Consider the following 21,672-nt stretch of genomic DNA (forward strand, 5'->3'; position numbering starts at 1 on the left):
CATTTCGCCATCCGGGTTCCGGGTGGCACTTGCATCAGTCGCGGAAGTTGTTGAACTGCAGCGGCATGTCGAATTCCTTGGTCCGCAGCAGGGCGATGGCTTCCTGCAGGTCGTCACGCTTCTTGCCGGTAACACGCACCTGCTCGCCCTGGATGGCGGCCTGCACCTTCAGCTTGGCGTCCTTGATGGTGGCGACGATCTTCTTCGCCAGGTCCTTGTCGATGCCTTCGCGGAACTTGGCTTCCTGTTTCTTTTCCTTGCCCGAGGCGTACGGGTCCTTGGTTTCCAGGCACTTCACGTCGATCTTGCGCTTGACCAGCGCCAGGCGCAGGATTTCCAGCATCGCTTCGAGCTGGAACTCCTCCTCGGCGGTGAGCATCACGGTCTGCTCCTTGTCCTTGAACTCGAAGCTGCCCTTGCCCTTGAGGTCGTAGCGGCGGTCCAGGTCCTTGATGGCGTTGTCGACCGCGTTCTGCACTTCGTGCTTGTCCAGTTCCGATACCACGTCGAACGAAGGCATGGTTGTTCTCCCAAAATAAAAGCGCGCTCAGGCTGAAGATGGAGCGCGCTGGGTTTGACGGTTAAAATGCGGGCTCATTATAACGGGTTGCGAAACGCATATGAGCAGCACCTGGCATATTCTCGGCGCCGGTAGCCTGGGCAGCCTGTGGGCTTGCCGCCTGGCGCGCGCGGGCAAGGCAGTGCGCCTGATCCTGCGCGACGGGCAACGCTTGCAGGCCTACCAGCAGGCTGGCGGCCTGACCCTGGTGGAACAGGACCAGCCGCGCCACTACGCCATCCCGGCCGAAACCGCGCAGGCCCATGGCCCGATCCACCACCTGCTGGTGGCCTGCAAGGCCTACGACGCCGCCGCGGCGATTGCCGGCGTGGCCGCACGGCTGGCCGACGACGCCGAGGTACTGCTGCTGCAGAATGGCCTGGGCAGCCAGGACGAGGTCGCCGACCTGGTCCCGCGCGCACGCTGCATCTTCGCCTCCAGCACCGAAGGTGCGTTTCGCGAGGGCGACTGGCAGGTACGGTTTGCCGGCCACGGTTTCAACTGGCTGGGCGACCCGCGCAACCCCGCGGTCCCGGCCTGGTTCGATGACCTGCACGAAGCCGCCATCCCTGGCGACTGGACGGTGGACATCCTCACCCGCCTATGGCGCAAACTGGCGCTCAATTGCGCGATCAACCCGCTGACCGTGCTGCACGACTGCCAGAACGGCGGGCTGCTGGGGCACCTGGACGAAGTGGACGCACTGTGCGCCGAGCTGGCCCAGCTGCTGCGCCGCTGCGGTCAGCCGCAGGCAGCGGCGGAACTGAACGAGGAAGTCCAGCGGGTGATCGTCGCCACCGCAGCCAACTACTCTTCCATGTACCAGGACGTTCGCGCCGGCCGCCGCACCGAGGTGCATTACCTGCTCGGCCATGCCTGCCGCGCCGCCGGCCGGCATGGCCTGCAGCTGCCAGCGCTGGAACGCCTGCAGCAGCGCCTGGTCGATAACCTGCGCCTGCGTGGTTTGCCCTGCGACTGACGCGGCCCTTTCAACCGGATAAGGACATTGCCTCGCCCATGACCCTGCGCCAACGCCTGGAAAACCTCCCGGTCGGGCAGAAGCTGCTGGCGGCCCTGCTGGTACTGCTGGTGACCATCCTGCTGGTGGCCAACCTCACCTTCATCAGCGCCGCCTACTGGATCACCCAGGAGAGCATGGCACCACAGGCACTGCACACCATCGGCCGGCTGGTGGCCAACCCGCAGCTGGCCGCTCGCGCCGGCGACAACCCGGACGCCGCCAGCGCCCTGCTCAAGGAGCTGGACAGCTACACGCCGCTGCGCGCCGCCGCAGTCTACGGTGGCGACGGCCGCATGCTGGCGCAGCTGCAGCATGGCGAGCCGCTGACCCTGCCCAAGCGTTTTCGCAACATCGATGGCTGGCGCCTGATGGAGTTTCGCAGCACCCAGCTGATCCGCATGCCACGCGAGGCCAACCCGCCGGCCCACCTGCTGCTGGTGGCCAGCAGCGAACTGCCTACTGCCTTCTACACTGGCACGCTAAGCGCCAGCCTGGCCATCCTGGTGTTCAGCATCCTGCTGTGGATCTTCATTGCCCGGCAGATCAAACGCCTGATCACCCAGCCGATCAACCAGCTCGAGGAACTCAGCCGCCAGGTCACCCGCGAAGAAAGCTACGCCCTGCGCGCCCAGCGCGGCAATGACGACGAAATCGGCAGCCTGGCCGAAGCGTTCAACACCATGCTTTCACGCATCGAAGCCCGCGAACAACAGCTCAAGCGCACCCGCGACGAGTTCCAGGAAGCCTATGACCAGGCCCAGGGCCTGGCCGAGGAAACCCGCCACACCAACCGCAAGCTGGAGCTGGAAGTACAGGTGCGCAGCAAGATCGAGAAGAAGCTCACCGGTTTCCAGAACTACCTCAACAGCATCATCGACTCGATGCCCTCGGCGCTCATCGCCCTCGACGAACAGCTCTACGTGACGCAGTGGAACCACGAAGCCACGGTACTTTCCGGCACGCCGCTGGATGAGGCGCTGAACCAGCCGATCTTCATTGCCTTCGAACCGCTCAAGCCGTTCCTGCCGCAACTGAAGGAAACCGTGGAAAAGCACCGGGTGGCGAAGATCGAGCGGGTCACCTGGCCCAAGGGCGAGGACCTGCGCCACTACGCCCTGACCTTCTACCCGCTGACCGGCGGTGGTGGCCGTGGCGTGGTCATCCGCATCGACGACATCACCCAGCGCCTGTCGCTGGAAGAAATGATGGTGCAATCGGAGAAAATGCTTTCGGTCGGCGGCCTGGCTGCCGGCATGGCCCACGAGATCAACAACCCGCTGGGCGCGATCCTGCATAACGTGCAGAACATCCGCCGACGCCTGTCGCCAGAGCTGCCACGCAACATCGAGCAGGCCGAAGAGCTGGGCATCGACCTGGCTACGGTCAACCGCTATCTGGAAAGCCGCGATGTACCGCAATTGCTCGACGGCATCCAGCAGGCCGGTGCCAGGGCGGCGAAGATCGTTACCCACATGCTCAGCTTCAGCCGCCGCAGCAACCGCCAGCTGGCCCCGTGCGACCTGCCGGCGCTGATCGACCAGGCGCTGGAGATTGCCGGCAACGATTTCGACCTGGCCATTGGCTTCGACTTCAAGGGCACGGCCATCGTGCGCCAGTTCGACCCCGAACTGGGCCCGGTGCCTTGCACCGCCAACGAACTGGAGCAAGTGCTGCTCAACCTGCTGAAGAACGCCGCCCAGGCTATCCACCAACGGCCGCAGCCCAGCGAGCCCGGGCGCATCACCCTGCGCACCCGGCTGAACCCGCCGTGGGCGGAAATCCAGGTCGAGGACAACGGCATCGGCATGCCCGAGGGGGTGCGCAAGCGTACCTTCGAACCGTTCTTCACCACCAAGGAAATCGGCCAGGGTACCGGGCTGGGCCTGTCGGTCTCGTATTTCATCATCACCAACAACCACAAGGGGCAGATGGAAGTGCAGTCCACGCCCGGCCAGGGCACCTGCTTCACCCTGCGCCTGCCCCTTGCCCAGCCGGCCGCGACGGCGCCGGCGAAAACGGAGGCATGACATGGGCTATCGCCTGTCGAAGATCTACACGCGCACTGGCGACAAGGGCGAAACCGGGCTGGGCGACGGTCGCCGGGTACCCAAGGACCACCCGCGGATCGAGGCGATCGGCGAGGTGGACAGCCTGAACAGCCAGCTGGGTTTGCTGCTGGCAGGGCTGGCCGAACAAGGGCTGGACGAAGTGAGCCAGGTGCTCGCGCCTTGCCAGCACCGCCTGTTCGACCTGGGCGGTGAGCTGGCCATGCCCAGCTACCAGGCGCTGGACCTGTCAGAGGTGGAGCGCCTGGAGGCGGCTATCGATGTGTGGAATGAAGAGCTGGGGCCGCTGAAGAACTTCATCTTGCCCAGTGGCTCGGCGCTGGTGGCACAGGCGCATGTATGCCGCAGCCTGGCGCGCAGTGCCGAGCGGCGCTGCCAGCATCTGAATGCCGTGGAGCCATTGGCAGGGGTTGGCTTGGCGTATATCAACCGGCTATCCGATCTGCTGTTCGTGGCGGCGCGGATCATCGGGCGACGGCAGGGGGTTGCCGAGGTGTTGTGGCAGCCTGCTGCCAAGTCTGAAGGCTGAGATATTGGGGCTGCCTTGCAGCCCATCGCGACACAAGGCCGCTCCTACAGAGGAACCGCACCAATCGCGTATCCCTGTAGCCCATCGCGACACCGCTGCATCCTCGACCGATCGCGTATCCCCTGTAGGAGCGGCCTTGTGTCGCGATGGGCCGCACAGCGGCCCCAGTTACCGGCGACTCAAATCTCCGGCCAGAACGCCCGGATCCCGGCCACACCCTGCGCCCCAGCAGCCCAGGCCTGCTCCCGCTCACCTGGCCCGACCCCGCCCAGCAGGTAGACCGGCTTGTTGAACCCGGCAACCATCCGCTGCGCTTCATCCCACCCCAGCGGCACGGCGTCAGGGTGAGTCTGGGTTGCCTGTACTGGCGACAAGGTCACGAAGTCGACACCCATCTGTTCCGCCAGCGCCAACTCTTCAGCGCTATGGCAGGAAGCAGCCAGCCAACGCTCACGGGGGAACGGCCGGCCATTGGCCGCATACTTGCGCAATTGCGCCGCGGTCAGGTGCCAACCCGCCGCAGGGAAGTCGCCCAACCATTCCAGCGGCCCCTTGAGCATCAGCTGTGCCTTGCCCGCACACAGCCCGACCGCGTCTACCGCCACGTCGCGGTACTTGGGGTCGTACATGTCCGGGGCACGCAACTGGATCAGGCGCATGCCGCCGGCCACCGCCTTCTGGATACCCTTGAGCAGTTGCGGCACTTCCAGGCCATCCGGGGTGATCAGGTACTGGTCCGGCAGGCGTGCAGCCGCAACGATCGGCTTGTTGGCCTCGGGGAATTCGTATTGCGGCAGATCGCGCGGGGCAACCCACTCCAGCGGCTGGCCCTCGGCACCATGAGGCTCGCCGGTAAATGCCTCGACCTCACGAACGTCCAGCAGCACCTGTTTGTCCGGGTAATCGTGGCTGACCTTGATCAGCGCGCGCGAACGCCTCACCTCGATGCCTAGCTCCTCGCGCAGCTCGCGGGCCAGCGCCGCTTCGACGCCTTCGCCCTGCTCCACCTTGCCGCCGGGGAACTCCCACAGGCCGCCCTGGTGCTGGGTATCGGCACGGCGAGCGATCAGGATGCGGCCATCGCTACCACGAATGACGGCTGCTACAACATGAATCCGTTTCACCCTTCACGCTCCGCCAGGCCAGCCCGCTGCCAGGCCTGGAAGGCCGGCCATTGATAAATGGTCTCGATATAGGCCGCCGCCTCGGCGGGCACTTCCACGCGGTAGGTGCGCAGGCGCACGGCCACCGGGGCGAAGAAGGCATCGGCCAGGCTCGGCTTGCCGAACAGGAACGGGCCGCTGTCCTTGGCCACCAGGCGGCATTCGGACCACAGCGCAACGATACGGTCGATATCGATTTGCACCTCCAGCGGCACGCTGTCCAGCGCCTGGTCGCGCGACAGATCGAACGGCATGGCACTGCGCAGGGCGAGGAAACCGCTGTGCATCTGCGCGCAGGCCGAGCGGGCCTGGGCTCGAGCTGCCACGTCGGCCGGCCACAGCTGGGCCTCGGGGTGGCGTTCGTTGAGGTATTCGGCGATGGCCAGCGAGTCGGCGATCACACCGTGCTCGGTCTTGAGCAGCGGCACCTTGCCAGTGGCGGAAAACGCCAGGATGCGCTGACGGGTGTCAGGCTGGTTGAGTTTGATCAGGGTTTCTTCGTAGGGCACGCCAGCCAGTTCGAGGGCCAGCGCGCCGCGCAGCGACCAGGAGGAATACAGCTTGTCGCCGATGATCAGGTGATAGCTCATGGTTCGGCTCCATTCGGTTTGGGATTTTTTCGGGCTGCGTTGCAGCCCATCGCGACGCAAGGCCGCTCCTACAGGAGATAGCGCTTGTAGGAGCGGCCTTGTGTCGCGAAAGGGCCGCACAGCGGCCCCATTTACATCAGGTACGGTATTCGGCGTTGATCTTCACGTATTCGTGGGACAGGTCGGTAGTCCAGATGGTTTCGCTGCACTGGCCACGGCCAAGCTCGATACGGATGGTGATCTCTTCCTGGGCCATCACTGCCGAACCCTGTGCTTCGGTGTAGCTCGGGCTGCGCCCGCCTTTGCTGGCGATGCAGACGTTGTCCAGGTACACGTCGATCAGGTTCACATCCAGCTCCGGCACGCCGGCACGGCCGACAGCGGCAAGGATGCGCCCCCAGTTCGGGTCGGAGGCGAACAGCGCGGTCTTGATCAGCGGCGAGTGGGCCACGGCGTAACCGACATCCAGGCATTCCTGGTGGTTGCCGCCGCCGTTGACCTGCACGGTCACGAACTTGGTGGCACCTTCGCCGTCACGGACGATGGCCTGGGCCACTTCCATGCACACTTCGAACACGGCCTTCTTCAGCGCTTCGAACAGTGCGCCGCTGGCTTCGGTGACTTCCGGCAGGTTGGCCTTGCCGGTGGCAATCAGCATGCAGCAGTCGTTGGTCGAGGTGTCGCCATCGATGGTGATGCGGTTGAACGACTTGTTGGCGCCGTCGAGAATCAGGTCCTTGAGCACCGCCGGGGCAACCTTGGCGTCAGTGGCAATGTAGCCGAGCATGGTGGCCATGTTCGGGCGGATCATGCCGGCACCCTTGCTGATGCCGGTCACTGTTACTGTCACGCCATCGTGCTGGAACTGGCGGCTGGCGCCCTTGGGCAGGGTGTCGGTGGTCATGATGCCGGTGGCGGCTTCGGCCCAGTGGTTTTCCGACAGGTTGTCGAGGGCGGCCTGCAGCGCGCCTTCGATCTTCTCGACCGGCAGCGGTTCGCCGATCACGCCGGTGGAGAACGGCAGTACCGACTCGGCCGGTACACCGGCCAGCTCGGCCAGCTTGGCGCAGGTGCGCTCGGCAGCAGCCAGGCCTGGCGCGCCGGTACCGGCGTTGGCGTTGCCGGTGTTGGTCAGCAGGTAGCGCACGGTGCCCTGTACACGCTGCTTGGAGAGGATCACTGGCGCTGCGCAGAAGGCATTGAGGGTGAACACACCCGCCACGCTGGAACCTTCGGCACAGCGCATGACCACCACATCCTTGCGCCCAGGGCGCTTGATGCCGGCAGAAGCAATGCCGAGTTCAAAACCCGGTACCGGGTGCAAGGTGGGCAAAGGACCAAGACCAACAGCCATTAGAGCGCTCCTAGAAAATACGGTGAACAGGTGATGGAAGAGCGGGGCCGCTTCGCGCCCCATCGCGACACAAGGCCGCTCCTACAGGGGTTACGCATTTCCTGTAGGAGCGGCCTTGTGTCGCGATGGGCCGCAAAGCGGCCCCCGGATGTTTCAGGTTACAACAGCCTGGTCAGATCACTCGATCTGCCCGTGGCAATGCTTGAACTTCTTGCCCGAACCACACCAGCACGGCTCGTTGCGGCCCAGCTTCTGGTCGTTGCGTACCGGCGCCGAGGCAACCGCCACTTCGGCACCCTCTTCGCTCAGTTGCTCGCTTTCCAGGCCTGGCGCAGCGGCGTGCTGGAACTGCATGCGGCTGGCCAGTTCCTCGGCCTCGCGGCGCAGGCGGGCTTCCTCTTCGGCCGGGTCTTCGCGGCGCACCTGAACGTGCGACAGCACGCGGATGGTGTCGCGCTTGATCGACTCGAGCAGCTCCTGGAACAGGCTGAAGGACTCGCGCTTGTACTCCTGCTTCGGGTTCTTCTGCGCATAACCACGCAGGTGGATACCGTGACGCAGGTGGTCCATGGTCGACAGGTGGTCTTTCCACAGGTCGTCCAGCACGCGCAGCAGGATCTGCTTCTCGAAGGTACGCAGGGCTTCGATACCGGCCTGGTCTTCCTTCTCGGTGTAGGCGCTGGTGATTTCGTTCAGCAGCTTCTCGCGCAGGGTTTCCTCGTAGAGGTGATCGTCCTCGTCGAGCCACTGCTGGATCGGCAGCTTGATGGCGAAATCGCTGGCCAGCGACGCTTCCAGGCCGGCCACGTCCCACTGCTCGGGCAGCGACTGCGGCGGAATGTGCTGGCTGATGGTAGCGTCCAGCACTTCCTTGCGGAATTCGACGATGGTGTCGCCGATGTTCTCGGCGGCCAGCAGGCTGTTGCGCATGTGGTAGATCACCTTGCGCTGCTCGTTGGCCACGTCGTCGTATTCGAGCAATTGCTTGCGGATGTCGAAGTTGCGGCCTTCGACCTTGCGCTGGGCCTTCTCGATGGCGTTGGTGACCATGCGGTGTTCGATCGCTTCGCCCGACTGCATGCCCAGCGCCTTCATGAAGTTCTTCACCCGGTCAGAGGCGAAGATACGCATCAGGCTGTCTTCCAGCGACAGGTAGAAGCGGCTGGAACCCGGGTCACCCTGACGGCCGGAACGGCCACGCAGCTGGTTGTCGATACGGCGCGACTCGTGGCGCTCGGAGGCAATCACATGCAGGCCACCCGACTCGATCACCTGCTGGTGGCGCTTCTGCCAGTCGGCCTTGATCTGGGCGATCTGCTCGGCGGTGGGGTTTTCCAGGGCGGCCACTTCGGCCTCCCAGTTACCGCCCAGCAGGATGTCGGTACCACGGCCGGCCATGTTGGTGGCGATGGTCAGCGCACCTGGCGCACCCGCCTGGGCGATGATCTCGGCTTCCTTCTCGTGGTACTTGGCGTTGAGCACCTTGTGCTCGATACCTTCCTTTTTCAGGAGGTTGGACATGTGCTCCGACGTTTCGATGGTCGCCGTACCGACCAGCACCGGGCGGCCCTGCTTCATGCTTTCCTTGATGTCGGCGATGATTGCGGCGTATTTCTCGTCGGCAGTCAGGTACACCAGGTCGTTGAAGTCCTTGCGCGCCAATGGCTTGTTCGGCGGAATGACCATCACGTTGAGGCCGTAGATCGACTGGAACTCGAACGCTTCGGTGTCGGCGGTACCGGTCATGCCGGACAGCTTGGTGTACAGGCGGAAGTAGTTCTGGAAGGTGGTCGAAGCCAGGGTCTGGCTCTCGGCCTGGATGTTCAGGTTCTCTTTGGCTTCGATGGCCTGGTGCAGGCCTTCGGACAGACGACGGCCCGGCATGGTACGGCCGGTGTGCTCGTCGATCAGCAGGACCTGGCCGTCCTGGACGATGTATTCGATGTTGCGGTGGAACAGCTTGTGCGCGCGCAGGCCGGCATAGACGTGGGTCAGCAGGCTCAGGTTGTGCGCCGAGTACAGGCTCTCGCCCTCGGCCAGCAGGCCGGCCTGGGTGAGCATCTCTTCGATGAACTGGTGACCGGCTTCGTTCAGCTCGACCTGGCGGCTCTTCTCGTCGATGGTGAAGTGGCCTTCCTGGGTGACCTGGCCTTCCACTTCCTCGATATGCTGCTTCAGGCGCGGAATCAGGCGGTTGATCTCGATGTACAGCTTGGAGCTGTCCTCGGCCTGGCCGGAGATGATCAGCGGGGTACGCGCTTCGTCGATGAGGATGGAGTCCACTTCGTCGATCACGGCGAAGTTCAGTTCACGCTGGAACTTCTCTTCCTGGCTGAACGCCATGTTGTCGCGCAGGTAGTCGAAGCCGAATTCGTTGTTGGTGCCGTAGGTGATGTCGGCCGCGTAGGCCGCGCGCTTTTCTTCCGGTGGCTGGAAGGCCGAAACGATGCCCACGGACAGGCCGAGGAACTCGTACAGCGGACGCATCCAGTTGGCGTCACGGCGGGCCAGGTAGTCGTTGACGGTAACCACGTGCACGCCCTTGCCGGACAGCGCGTTGAGGTACACGGCCAGGGTACCGACCAAGGTCTTGCCTTCACCGGTGCGCATTTCTGCGATCATGCCTTCGTGCAAGGTCATGCCGCCGATCAGCTGCACGTCGAAGTGGCGCATGCCCATGACGCGCTTGCCGGCCTCGCGGGCCACGGCGAAGGCTTCCGGCAGCAACTGGTCCAGTGTCTCGCCTTTGGCCAGGCGCTCCTTGAACTCTGCGGTCTTGCCCCGCAGCTGCTCGTCGGAGAGGGCCACCATCTTCTCTTCGAGAGCATTGACGATGTTCACCGTCTTGAGCATGCGTTTGACTTCACGCTCGTTCTTGCTTCCAAAAAGTTTCTTTAACAAAGGCGCAAACATATCGGCAGGATCTTCCACACGTAGGGATGGAGGGCGGCCCCATGAGTCGCCCGTGCAGCCCTGAGGCCGCATGCGAACGAGCATTCTACCCGGAAACGATGGTGAGGAAAGTGGTGGATTGCCACGATGCTTGTACAGCGTTTTGGCGGGGGCTGGTTTTAGATAGGGGCATTTTCCCTGAGTTCAAGGCTGGGCAACATGAAAGGTATCGAGAATGAGTCGTATCTTATACCTGTGCCGGGCCTCTTCGCGGCTAAAGCCGCTCCCACAGGGTAACCTACACATCAAGGGCAGTGCCGTACCTGTGGGAGCGGGTTCACCCGCGAAGAAGCCGGCACTGGCGACAGAAATGTTAAACTGCTGACCTTGTAACCTCATGCGTACCCCCATGGCCTACAAACCCTCCCCCGCCCAACCGCCCTCGGCCCTGCTGCGCCAGGTCCGTCCGTTGCGCCTGCTGCTGAACCAGGCCGAACGCCTGGAACACCTGCAACGCCTGCTGGAAAGCCAGCTGCAACCGGCCGCCCGCGAGCACTGCCATGTAGCCTCATGGCGTGATGGCACGTTGTTGCTGGTGGTCACCGACGGCCACTGGGCAACCCGCCTGCGCTATCAGCAAAAACGCCTGATGTCGGCATTACAGGCCATGGAGGCATTCGCCAACCTCAGGCGCATCCTGTACAAGGTCCAGCCCCCGCTGGTGCCAGCCAAGCGTGGTGGCCATGGTGTGGAACTGTCCAATAACGCAGCCGAAAGCCTGCGCGATACCGCCGAGGGCATCACTGACCCCAAGCTGCGCGCAGCGCTGGAAAGGCTGGCAGCTCACGCCCAGGACAAGCGCTGACACCTTCGGGACTGCTGCGCAGTCCATTCGCGGGCACGCCCGCTCCCACAAGTCCTGCGCCGCTCCAGAGGCGGTGAGCACCCTGTGGGAGCGGGCGTGCCCGCGAATGGCCGGACCTGCCGGGCAAAATGCGTCAGCCATAAAAAAGGCCACCCGAAGGTGGCCTTAATGAACTAGAGAGTGTTCGAACTTACACGGCCGCAACAGGGCGCATGTACGAGATCGGTGCCGTGCTGGCATCTTCGAAAGTGACCACTTCCCAGGCATCGGTTTCGGCAATCAGCTTGCGCAACAGCTGGTTGTTCAGCGCGTGGCCGGACTTGTAGCCCTTGAACTCGCCAATCAGGCTGTTGCCCAGCAGATAAAGGTCGCCAATGGCGTCGAGGATCTTGTGCTTGACGAATTCGTCATCGGAACGAAGGCCGTCTTCGTTGAGCACACCGGTCTCGTCGACCACGATGGCGTTCTCGACACTGCCACCCAACGCAAGGTTGTGCTTGCGCAGGTACTCGATGTCACGCATGAAGCCGAAGGTACGGGCGCGGCTGACTTCCTTCACGAACGAGGTGCTGGAGAAGTCGACGACCGCACTCTGGGTCTGGCCCTTGAGGACCGGGTGATCGAAGTCGATCTCGAAGCTCACCTTGAAACCGTCGAAAGGCAGGAAAGTGGCGCGCTTGTCGCCCTCTTCCACGGTAACCTCCCGCAGGATGCGGATGAACTTCTTGGCTGCGTCCTGTTCTTCCAGGCCGGCAGACTGAATCAGGAATACAAAGGGTCCGGCGCTGCCATCCATGATCGGCACTTCCGAGGCGGAGAGCTCGACGTAGGCGTTATCGATGCCCAGGCCCGCCATGGCGGAGAGCAGGTGCTCGACCGTATCGACCTTGACGTCACCGTTGACCAGCGTCGTCGACATGGTTGTCTCGCCGACGTTGGCCGCGCGCGCCGGGATTTCGACCACAGGGTCGAGGTCGGCGCGGCGGAAGACGATGCCGGTGTCAACAGGTGCAGGCTTGAGGGTCAGGTAAACCTTCTCCCCGGAGTGCAGACCGACACCTGTGGCACGGATGGTATTCTTCAGGGTGCGTTGTTTAATCATGGCATTGGCCGCTTCAGCGCAAATTGCGAACAGGTATCAACAAAGGCTGGGGATGATAACAGACCCAACCTTTGATGAATACCAATCACCTTTATACCCCTGATAAATTCCATTAATCAGCCTGGCGACGCAGGAATGCCGGGATATCGAGGTAGTCCAGGTCATCCTGCGGGTTGAGTTTAGCCGCTGCAGCAGCGCCTGCATGGGCCTGGTTGCGCATCACGGTCGGGCGCTCCAGGTCACGGTAGTTGACTGCAGGCTGCTCCTGGCGAACCGGCGCCGGGTTGGACGCTTCATACGCCTGCTGGGCAGTCTGCAGGGTATTGTCGACCACTTTCACAGGTTTCTCGATGCGCGCGCCCAGGCCAGTGGCCACCACGGTCACGTGCAGTTCGTCACGCATGTCCGGATCGATCACGGTGCCGACCTTGACCATGGCGTGGTCGGAGGCGAAGGCCTCGATGATGCTACCCACGTCGGAGTACTCACCCAGCGACAGGTCCGGGCCGGCGGTGATGTTCACCAGGATGCCGCGGGCGCCCTGCAGGTTGACGTCTTCCAGCAGCGGGTTGCGGATGGCCGCCTCGGTCGCTTCACGCGCACGGTTCGGGCCGCTGGCGCAGCCGGTACCCATCATGGCCATGCCCATTTCACCCATCACGGTGCGCACGTCGGCGAAGTCGACGTTGATCATGCCCGGGCGCTTGATGATGTCGGAAATACCGCGCACCGCACCGGCGAGGACGTCGTCAGCCTTGGCGAAGGCGGACAGCAGGCTGGCATCCTTGCCCAGGATGGTCAGCAGCTTCTCGTTCGGGATGGTGATCAGCGAGTCGACGCTTTCGGCCAGCATGCGGATGCCTTCATCGGCGATCTGCATGCGCTTGCGGCCCTCGAACGGGAACGGACGGGTCACCACGGCAACGGTGAGAATGCCCATTTCCTTGGCCACTTCGGCGATGATCGGCGCAGCACCGGTACCGGTACCGCCGCCCATGCCAGTGGTGATGAACACCATGTTGGTGCCCTGCAGCACTTCAGCGATGCGCTCACGGTCTTCCAGCGCGGCCTGACGGCCGACTTCCGGGTTGGCACCGGCACCCAGGCCCTTGGTCACGCCAGTGCCCAATTGCAGGATGGTGCGCGCGCCGATGTTTTTCAGCGCCTGGGCATCGGTGTTGGCGCAGATGAATTCCACGCCTTCGATGCTGCTCTTGACCATGTGGTTGACGGCGTTGCCGCCACCACCGCCAACGCCGATCACCTTGATGACCGGACTTTGCGGGACGTTGTCTACGAGCTCGAACATTTTCCCTCTCCTTACAGTTCTCTAGTTGTCGCGCCTACCACTACTGCTTTGAAACTTAGAAGTTGCCCTGGACCCAGCGCTTGAAGCGTTCAAGCACCGGGGCCTTCGGTTCATCGCCATAGCTGTTGTTGCTGCTGTTACCGGTCAGGGGCAGGTCTTCGGTCTGCTTCTGCAGGCCGTAGGTGAGCAAGCCCACGCCGGTGGAATAGATCGGGTTGCGCACCACGTCGCTCAGCCCCCGAACGCTGTGCGGTACACCCAGGCGTACCGGCATGTGGAAGATTTCCTCGGCCAGTTCCACGGCGCCTTCCATCTTCGCGGTGCCACCGGTAAGGACGATGCCGGCCGGCACCAGGTCCTCGTAGCCGCTGCGGCGCAGCTCGGCCTGGATCAGGGTGAAGAGCTCGTCGTAACGCGGCTCCACCACTTCGGCCAGGGCCTGGCGCGACAGTTCGCGCGGTGGGCGGTCGCCCACGCTCGGCACCTTGATGGTCTCGCCGGCACCGGCCAGCTTGGCCAGCGCGCAGGCGTAGCGGATCTTGATTTCTTCGGCGTACTGGGTCGGCGTACGCAGGGCCATGGCGATGTCGTTGGTCACCTGGTCGCCGGCGATCGGGATCACCGCGGTGTGACGGATCGCGCCCTCGGTGAAGATGGCGATATCGGTGGTGCCGCCGCCGATGTCCACCAGGCACACGCCCAGTTCTTTCTCATCGTCGGTCAGTACCGAGTAGGCCGAGGCCAGTTGCTCGAGGATGATGTCGTCGATCTCCAGGCCGCAGCGGCGTACGCACTTCTCGATGTTCTGTGCCGCATTGACCGCGCAGGTAACCACGTGGACCTTGGCTTCCAGGCGTACGCCAGACATGCCCAGCGGCTCGCGCACGCCTTCCTGGTTGTCGATCACGTAGTCCTGCGGCAGGGTATGCAGCACCCGCTGGTCGGCCGGGATGGCCACGGCCTGGGCGGCATCGAGCACGCGCTCCAGGTCGGCCAGGCTGACTTCGCGGTCGCGGATGGCGACGATGCCGTGGGAGTTCAGGCTGCGGATGTGGTTGCCGGCCACGCCGACGAACGCCGAGTGGATGCGGCAGCCGGCCATCAGCTGCGCTTCTTCGACAGCGCGCTGGATCGACTGCACGGTGGACTCGATGTTCACCACCACGCCTTTCTTCAGGCCGCGGGACGGATGGGTACCGATCCCGACGATTTCCAGGGTGCCGTCCTCGCCCACTTCACCCACCAGCGCCACCACCTTGGAGGTGCCGATGTCCAGCCCGACGATCATTTTGCCGCTATGCGCGTTTGCCATGGTCCTGCCTCTCTCTAATTCTTCGCAACGGCGGGTTGGGCCGTCGTCGGTGCAATCGGTTCCCGCCATCCAACGGCAAGTCCGTTGGCGTATCGCAGATCGATGCGGGCGATGTTGGTGATCTGCTCTTTAAGCGTCTTGTCGTAAATGGCAATGAAACGGCGCATCTTCTCCACCAGATGGTCGCGCCCCAGCAGCAGCTCGATACCCGGCCCGGCGCTGCTCGCACCGGTAGTCAGGAACCAGCTGCCTCGCTCGCGCAGCTCCAGGCGAGCGATGGAAAAGCCCAAGGGGCGCAGCATCTGGCTCAATACCTGATACTGCTGCATGACTTGTTGCTGCGCACGCTGCGGCCCGGCCAGCTGCGGCAGGTGCTCGTAGTTGGCCAGTTCGCGCGGGGTGAAGGCCTGGCCCTGGTTGTTGAGCAGGGCCTCGTCACCCCAGCGAGCTACCGGCAACTGTTCTTCCAGGTGGATCACCACCTCGTCGGGCCACACCCGGCGCACTTCGGCATGGGCGATCCACGGCATCTGCTCGAGCTCGGCACGCATCGCCGGCAGGTCGACACTGAAGAAGCTCGCCGCGACGTACGGCGCAATGCGTTGCTGCACCGACTGCTGGCTGATGTAGCTGAGGTCGCCCTGCACGTCGATCTTGGTGATCGGCCGGTCAGCGTACGGCATCAGCCGAATGGCGCCTTCATAGGCACCAAAACCGGCCGCCACCAGCACCACCGGCCACAGCAGGCGCTTGAGGCCGCCCAGGCTGGGCCGCGGCAGGCGCGCCGATACGGGCTCGTCGGCCACCAGCCGGCTGGCACCACGCGGCACCGGCTTGCTACGGCCGGTAACGGGTTGCTGCTGACGTATCATCGCGCCTTGCATGGTTGTTAACCTCGCGTCGCCACGCTTTCGGCCAGGATCGCCAGCACCAGTTGCTGGAAGTCCAGGCCGGCCGCGCGGGCCGCCATGGGCACCAGGCTATGGTCGGTCATGCCGGGTGCGGTGTTGACTTCGAGCAGCCAGAACCGGCCTTGCTCGTCCTGCATCACGTCCAGCCGCCCCCAGCCTTCGATGCCGATGGCATCGCAGGCGCGTGCGGTCAGGTCGATCAGTTCCTGTTCCTTGACACTGTCCAGGCCGCACGGAATGCGGTACTGGGTATCGTTGGCGATGTACTTGGCGTCGTAGTCGTAGAACACGTGCGGCGTACCCAGGGCGATCGGCGGCAACACCTGGCCGCGCAATACCGCGACGGTGAACTCCGGGCCGTGGATCCATTGCTCGACCAAGACTTGCGAATCGTACTTGGCGGCATCTTTCCAGGCGGCGACCAGCTCTTCCACGCTGTTCACCTTGGCCATGCCGATACTCGAACCTTCATGGGCCGGTTTGACGATCAAGGGGAAGCCCAGTTCAGTACCGGCGGCAACGCAATCGTGTTCGCTGCCCAGCACCGCGTGGCGCGGGGTCGGAATGCCCAGGCTCTGCCACACCTGCTTGGTGCGCAGCTTGTCCATGGCCAGCGCCGAGGCAAGGATGCCGCTGCCGGTATAAGGGATGCCCAGGCACTCGAGCAGGCCTTGCATGCTGCCGTCTTCACCGCCACGGCCGTGGAGGATGATGAAGGCGCGGTCGATCTTCTCGCTTTGCAGGCGCTCGAGCAGGTCGTCACCCACGTCGATGGCGACCACGTCGACACCGGCGGTGGTCAGCGCGTCGATCACCGCAGCGCCAGACTTCAGCGACACTTCCCGTTCGGCACTCTTGCCGCCGTACAGCACCGCGACGCGGCCGAACGCCTTGACGTCCAGGGTCGAATGCAGTTTTTCGTAGGCGCTGGTCATTTCGACTTCTCCTGCTTGGCGCCTGCGAACAGCGGGCTTTTCATCAATTGCGGGGCCAGCCCGCCGACATCACCGGCACCCTGGCAGATCAGGATGTCGCCAGCGCGCAGCAGTGGCTTGACCAGTGGCGCCAGCTCGACGCCACGTTCGATGTAGATCGGGTCCAGCTTGCCGCGCTGGCGGATGCTGTGGCACAGCTGGCGGCTGTCGGCGCCGGGAATCGGCTCTTCACCCGCTGGGTAGACTTCCATCAGCAGCAACACGTTGGCATCGCCCAGCACCTGGACGAAATCGTCGTACAAGTCGCGGGTGCGACTGTAGCGGTGCGGCTGGTAGACGATCACCAGGCGGCGGCTTGGCCAGCCACCGCGCACGGCCTTGATCACTGCCGCCACTTCGGTCGGGTGGTGGCCGTAGTCGTCGACCAGCATCACGCTGCCGCCTTCGACCGGCAGTTCGCCGTACACCTGGAAGCGCCGACCGACGCCCTGGAAGCCGGACAGGCCCTGGACGATGGCCTCGTCGCTGATGCCTTCGTCAGTGGCGATGGCGATGGTGGCCAAGGCATTGAGCACGTTGTGGTTGCCGGGCATGTTCACCGACACCTCCAGCGGCTCGCGGTCACGGCGCAACACGGTGAAATGGGTCTGCATGCCCTGCTGGCGCACGTTGATGGCGCGCACGTCGGCTTCTTCGCTGAAGCCGTAGGTCACCGTCGGGCGCTTGACCTGCGGCAGGATCTCACGCACCACCGGGTCGTCCAGGCACATCACGGCCAGGCCATAGAACGGCAGGTTGTGCAGGAACTCGACGAAGGTTTTCTTCAGCTTGTTGAAGTCGCCTTCGTAGGTCGCCATGTGATCGGCGTCGATGTTGGTGACCACGGCCACCATCGGCTGCAGGTGCAGGAAGCTGGCATCGCTTTCGTCTGCTTCGGCGATCAGGTAGCGGCTGGTGCCCAGCTGGGCGTTGGTCCCGGCAGCCGTCAGGCGGCCACCGATGACGAAGGTCGGGTCCAGGCCGCCGGCGGCGAATACCGAAGCCAGCAGGCTGGTGGTGGTGGTCTTGCCGTGGGTGCCGGCAACGGCCACGCCATGGCGGTAACGCATCAGCTCGGCGAGCATTTCGGCACGCGGCACCACCGGAATGCGCCGTTCCAGCGCAGTGGCGACTTCCGGGTTGGCCGGGTTGATCGCACTGGACACCACCAGTACATCGGCGCTGGCGGCGTTCTCGGCGCGGTGGCCTACGAAGATCTCGGCGCCGAACGATTCCAGGCGCTCGGTCACCGGCGAGGCTTTCAGGTCGGAACCGGACACTTCATAGCCCAGGTTCAGCAACACTTCGGCGATGCCACACATGCCCACGCCGCCGATACCGACGAAGTGAATACGGCGGATACGGCCCATTTTCGGCTGGGGCATGGCTTTCTGGCTCTCAACCATGGGCCACCTCCAGGCAGATATCGACCACGGTGCTGGTTGCAGCAGGTTTGGCCAGGCGCCGCGCGGTGCCTGCCATGACGTTGAGTTTCTCGGGTTGCATCAGCACCTCGTTCAGGCGTTCAGCGAGCTGCGCTGCGCCAGTTGTCGCTTGTGGCATGAGGAAGGCAGCACCTTCCCGGGCCAGATATTGGGCGTTGTGGGTCTGGTGGTCGTCGATGGCGTGGGGCAACGGCACCAGCATCGAAGGCAGGCCCGCTGCCGCCAGCTCGCTGACGGTCAGGGCACCGGCCCGGCACACCACCATGTCGGCCCAGCCATAGGCTTGGGCCATGTCCTTGATGAAGGGCTCTACCTGAGCCTCGACACCGGCCTCGCGGTAACGCTCGGCGGTAATCGGCGCATGTTGCTTGCCGGCCTGGTGGAACACCTCTGGCCGCAGCGCGGCGGGCACTTCGGACAGGGCCTTAGGCAACAATTTGTTCAATGGTTCCGCACCCAGGCTGCCACCGAGCACCAACAGGCGGGCACGGCGTTCGGCCAGGGGCGCGCGTTGCGCGTCCATGAACAGCTCCGGGCGCACCGGGTTGCCGGTGGTGCGGCGTTTGTCGCTGGCCTCGAAGGTGTTCGGGAAAGCTTCGCAGACCCGCGCCGAGAGTGGCACCAGCAACCGATTGGCGGTACCGGCACGGGCGTTCTGCTCGTGGATCACCAGCGGCACGCCGCACAGCCGCGCGGCCACGCCACCAGGGCCGGTCACGTAGCCACCAAAGCCCAACACGCACACCGGCTTGAGCTGGCGGATGATGCGCCGGGCCTGGAGCACGGCCTTGACCAGGGTGAACGGTGCCTTGAGCAATGACAGCTTGCCCTTGCCGCGCAGGCCGCTGACCTGGATCAGGTGCAACGGCAGGCCCGCCTGGGGCACCAGCTCGTTCTCGATGCCACGCGGGGTACCCAGCCAGTGCACGCTGTAACCGCGGGCCTGGAACTCACGGGCGCAGGCCAGCGCCGGGAACACGTGGCCACCGGTGCCGCCGGCCATGATCAGTACGTTCTTGCCGTCAGCGGCCATGACTGGTCTCCTCGGCAAAATCGCTTTCGCTGAATTCGTGTTCCTCGCTGCCCAGGTGCGTGCGGCTTTCCCACTCGATGCGCAGCAACAGGCCGACGCAGGCACAGCAGATCACCAGCGAGCTACCGCCATAACTAAGGAATGGCAGAGTCAGGCCCTTGGTCGGCAGCAGGCCGACGTTCACGCCGATGTTGATCAGGAACTGGCCGATCCACAGGAACGCCAGCCCGAATGCGACATAGGCGGCAAAGAACTGCTTGGCTTTCTCGGCCCACAGGCCGATATACAAGGCCCGCACGGTGACGAACACGAACAGCGCGATGGTCAGCAGCGAGCCGACCACGCCGAGCTCCTCGGCCAGCACCGAAAACACGAAGTCGGTGTGCGCTTCCGGCAGGTAGAACTGCTTCTGCACGCTGTTGCCCAGGCCAACGCCCAGCCATTCGCCACGGCCAAAGGCAATCAGCGCCTGGGTCAGCTGGTAGCCCGAGCCGAACTGATCGGACCACGGGTCGGTAAAGGTGATCAGGCGCGCCATGCGGTAAGGCTGGGCCTGTACCAGGACGAACACTGCCACCACCGCCAGCACCACCATCAGGCTGAAGCGGAACAGCCCGACACCGCCAAGGAACAACATGGCCGCCGCCGCGCCCATCATCACCACGGTGGCGCCGAAGTCCGGCTCCATCAGCAACAGGGCAGCCATGGGCAGCAGCACGATGAACGGCTTGAAGAAGCCCATCCAGGTTTCGCGCACCTCGGTCTGCCGGCGTACCAGGTAACCGGCCAGGTAGATGACCACGAACACCTTGGCAATTTCCGAGGGCTGCACGTTGAAGAAGCTGAAGCCGATCCAGCGCATGGAACCGTTCACTTCACGGCCGATACCCGGTACCAGCACCAGCACCAGCAAGCCGAAGGCGCCCAGCAGCATCATGAAGCCCATGCGCTGCCAGGTGGCGATCGGCACCATCATGGTCGCGCCACAGGCCACCAGGCCGAGGAACACGTACACCAGGTGGCGGAACATGTGATAAAGCGGGTTGCCCGACTGCACCGCCGCCACTTCCGAGGAGGCCGAGGTGATCATCACCAGGCCCAGGCCCAGCAGTGCCAGGCAGCCGGCCAGCATCGGGAAGTCCAGGTCGATGCCCCGGCCGCTGATCAATGGCGACGGGTACGGCTTGAGAATGCCGAAGATCATGCAAGACCTCCTGCCGCCTGGGCGAACAGGCGCCCGCGTTCTTCGAAGTTGCGGAACATGTCGAGGCTGGCGCACGCCGGCGACAGCAGCACGGCATCACCGGCCTGGGCCAGGTCGGCGCATTGCTGCACGGCGTCGTCGAGGGTCTTGACCCGCACCAGCGGCACGCCATCGCCGAGGGCTTGGGCCAGGCGCTCGGCGTCACGGCCAAGCAGGACCACGGCGCGGCAGAAGCGTTGGACCGGCGCGCGCAGCGCGGCGAAATCGGCGCCCTTGCCATCACCACCGGCAATCAGCACCAGCTTGCCTCGGATATCGGCGCCCAGGCCTTCGATGGCAGCCAGGGCGGCGCCGACGTTGGTGGCCTTGGAATCGTCGTACCAGTTCACCCCGTTGCGCTCGCGTACCCACTGGCAACGGTGGGCCAGGCCGGTGAACTCGCGCAAGGCTTCGAGCATGGGCTCGAACGGCAGGCCGGCAGCGTGCCCCAGGGCCAGGGCGGCCAGCGCGTTGCTCTGGTTGTGGGCGCCACGAATCTTCAGCTCGCGCACCGGCATCAGCAGCTGGAACTCGAACGCCAGGTATTTCTCGCCGTCGACTTCACGCAGGCCGAAGGCCTTGAAGTCCGGCTGGTTGAGGCCGAAAGTCCAGCACGGGCGGCCTTCCACCGGCAGCGGTCGGCTCAGCGCATCCTGGCGATTGACCACGACCTGGCGTGCCCCACGGAAGATCCGGTGCTTGGCCAGGTGGTAGGCCGGCAGGCCGCTGTAGCGGTCCATGTGGTCTTCGCTGATGTTCAGCACGGTCGCCACTTCAGCGTTGAGCTGGTCGGTGGTTTCCAGCTGGAAGCTGGACAGCTCGAGCACGTACAGCTCGACCTCGTCGCCCAGCAGGTCCAGCGCCGGGGTACCGAGGTTGCCACCGACCGCGACACGCTTGCCGGCCTTGGCCGCCATGTCGCCGACCAGGGTGGTCACGGTGCTCTTGGCATTGGAGCCACTGATGGCAATGATCGGCGCCTTGGCATGGCGGGCGAACAACTCGATATCGCCGGACAGCTTCACGCCACGCGCTGCCGCCTGCTGCAGGGCCGGGGTGGCCAGGGCCAGGCCGGGGCTCACGTACAGCTCGCTGGCACGGCACAGGAAGTCCACGTCCAGTTCACCACAGCGCACTTCCACCTGCGGGTAATCACGGCGCAGGGTGTCCAGTTCCGGCGGTTGCTCGCGGGTGTCAGCGACCGCAAAGGCAATGCCCCGGCTCGCCAGGAAGCGAACCAGGGACATGCCGCTCTTGCCGAGGCCGACAACGATGCGGAATTGGTCGGAAGCGATCAAAGACAC

At 64.3% G+C, this 21,672-nt stretch carries 18 protein-coding genes; 4 read left to right on the forward strand and 14 right to left on the reverse strand.

The window, feature by feature from the left end; genetic code table 11:
- Positions 1–34 precede the first annotated feature (34 nt).
- Positions 35–520, reverse strand: coding sequence for a YajQ family cyclic di-GMP-binding protein (locus JKP78_RS14155; RefSeq protein ID WP_170032394.1), 486 nt, complete (start codon positions 518–520; stop codon positions 35–37).
- Positions 521–620: 100 nt separating this feature from the next.
- On the opposite strand from JKP78_RS14155, the gene JKP78_RS14160 reads away from it, so the two are divergent.
- The 3 genes from JKP78_RS14160 to JKP78_RS14170 are packed head-to-tail and all read left to right on the forward strand — an operon-like array spanning position 621 to position 4,175.
- Positions 621–1,538: a putative 2-dehydropantoate 2-reductase gene (locus tag JKP78_RS14160; RefSeq protein ID WP_186685323.1), complete on the forward strand. Its 918-nt coding sequence runs from the start codon at positions 621–623 to the stop codon at positions 1,536–1,538.
- 38 nt (positions 1,539–1,576) lie between these two features.
- Entirely contained in the window at positions 1,577–3,607 is a 2,031-nt protein-coding gene (locus JKP78_RS14165; protein ID WP_186685325.1) for a sensor histidine kinase, read from the forward strand.
- A 1-nt stretch (position 3,608) separates the two neighbouring features.
- Positions 3,609–4,175 carry a cob(I)yrinic acid a,c-diamide adenosyltransferase gene (locus JKP78_RS14170; protein ID WP_186685327.1) on the forward strand — a complete coding sequence of 189 codons (567 nt, stop codon included), beginning with the start codon at positions 3,609–3,611 and terminating at the stop codon, positions 4,173–4,175.
- A 179-nt stretch (positions 4,176–4,354) separates the two neighbouring features.
- On the opposite strand, the gene JKP78_RS14175 is transcribed toward JKP78_RS14170, so the two are convergent.
- The 4 genes from JKP78_RS14175 to secA form a co-directional block, all read right to left on the reverse strand.
- The gene (locus JKP78_RS14175) at positions 4,355–5,299 is read right to left on the reverse strand and encodes a Nudix family hydrolase (protein WP_186685329.1); all 945 of its coding nucleotides are present in this window, start codon (positions 5,297–5,299) and stop codon (positions 4,355–4,357) included.
- Complete coding sequence (locus JKP78_RS14180) at positions 5,296–5,928, reverse strand: glutathione S-transferase family protein (protein ID WP_200626847.1); 633 nt, start codon at positions 5,926–5,928, stop codon at positions 5,296–5,298. The genes JKP78_RS14175 and JKP78_RS14180 overlap by 4 nt, the downstream gene beginning before the upstream one ends.
- A gap of 136 nt (positions 5,929–6,064) precedes the next feature.
- Positions 6,065–7,282: a bifunctional glutamate N-acetyltransferase/amino-acid acetyltransferase ArgJ gene (argJ, locus tag JKP78_RS14185; protein WP_186685333.1), complete on the reverse strand. Its 1,218-nt coding sequence runs from the start codon at positions 7,280–7,282 to the stop codon at positions 6,065–6,067.
- A 177-nt stretch (positions 7,283–7,459) separates the two neighbouring features.
- Positions 7,460–10,195: a preprotein translocase subunit SecA gene (gene secA / locus JKP78_RS14190; RefSeq protein WP_170032410.1), complete on the reverse strand. Its 2,736-nt coding sequence runs from the start codon at positions 10,193–10,195 to the stop codon at positions 7,460–7,462.
- A 388-nt stretch (positions 10,196–10,583) separates the two neighbouring features.
- On the opposite strand from secA, the gene JKP78_RS14195 reads away from it, so the two are divergent.
- Positions 10,584–11,039, forward strand: coding sequence for a DUF721 domain-containing protein (locus JKP78_RS14195; RefSeq protein WP_186685335.1), 456 nt, complete (start codon positions 10,584–10,586; stop codon positions 11,037–11,039).
- A gap of 190 nt (positions 11,040–11,229) precedes the next feature.
- On the opposite strand, the gene lpxC is transcribed toward JKP78_RS14195, so the two are convergent.
- The 9 genes from lpxC to murD all read right to left on the reverse strand — a co-directional run bounded on the left by lpxC (position 11,230) and on the right by murD (position 21,672).
- On the reverse strand, positions 11,230–12,141 hold the full coding sequence (lpxC, locus tag JKP78_RS14200) for a UDP-3-O-acyl-N-acetylglucosamine deacetylase (RefSeq protein ID WP_003260771.1): 912 nt from the start codon (positions 12,139–12,141) through the stop codon (positions 11,230–11,232).
- Positions 12,142–12,253: 112 nt separating this feature from the next.
- Positions 12,254–13,450: a cell division protein FtsZ gene (gene ftsZ, locus JKP78_RS14205; protein ID WP_003251871.1), complete on the reverse strand. Its 1,197-nt coding sequence runs from the start codon at positions 13,448–13,450 to the stop codon at positions 12,254–12,256.
- Positions 13,451–13,505: 55 nt separating this feature from the next.
- A complete protein-coding gene (gene ftsA / locus JKP78_RS14210; protein WP_015271706.1) occupies positions 13,506–14,762 on the reverse strand; it encodes a cell division protein FtsA in 1,257 nt (418 codons plus the stop codon).
- Between the two features lie 14 nt (positions 14,763–14,776).
- Positions 14,777–15,646, reverse strand: coding sequence for a cell division protein FtsQ/DivIB (locus JKP78_RS14215; protein ID WP_186675142.1), 870 nt, complete (start codon positions 15,644–15,646; stop codon positions 14,777–14,779).
- A 5-nt stretch (positions 15,647–15,651) separates the two neighbouring features.
- Positions 15,652–16,608, reverse strand: a complete 957-nt coding sequence (locus tag JKP78_RS14220; protein WP_186685337.1) for a D-alanine--D-alanine ligase — start codon at positions 16,606–16,608, stop codon at positions 15,652–15,654.
- Entirely contained in the window at positions 16,605–18,053 is a 1,449-nt protein-coding gene (murC, locus tag JKP78_RS14225) for a UDP-N-acetylmuramate--L-alanine ligase (protein ID WP_186685340.1), read from the reverse strand. The genes JKP78_RS14220 and murC overlap by 4 nt, the downstream gene beginning before the upstream one ends.
- Positions 18,046–19,125, reverse strand: coding sequence for an undecaprenyldiphospho-muramoylpentapeptide beta-N-acetylglucosaminyltransferase (gene murG, locus JKP78_RS14230; protein WP_170032416.1), 1,080 nt, complete (start codon positions 19,123–19,125; stop codon positions 18,046–18,048). Before murG ends, murC begins: the two co-directional genes overlap by 8 nt.
- Positions 19,115–20,329, reverse strand: a complete 1,215-nt coding sequence (gene ftsW / locus JKP78_RS14235) for a putative lipid II flippase FtsW (RefSeq protein WP_189665715.1) — start codon at positions 20,327–20,329, stop codon at positions 19,115–19,117. Before ftsW ends, murG begins: the two co-directional genes overlap by 11 nt.
- Positions 20,326–21,672, reverse strand: a complete 1,347-nt coding sequence (gene murD, locus JKP78_RS14240) for a UDP-N-acetylmuramoyl-L-alanine--D-glutamate ligase (RefSeq protein ID WP_186685517.1) — start codon at positions 21,670–21,672, stop codon at positions 20,326–20,328. Before murD ends, ftsW begins: the two co-directional genes overlap by 4 nt.

Source organism: Pseudomonas sp. LAM2023 (assembly GCF_016620375.1).
Classification (GTDB): Bacteria; Pseudomonadota; Gammaproteobacteria; order Pseudomonadales; family Pseudomonadaceae; genus Aquipseudomonas; species Aquipseudomonas anuradhapurensis.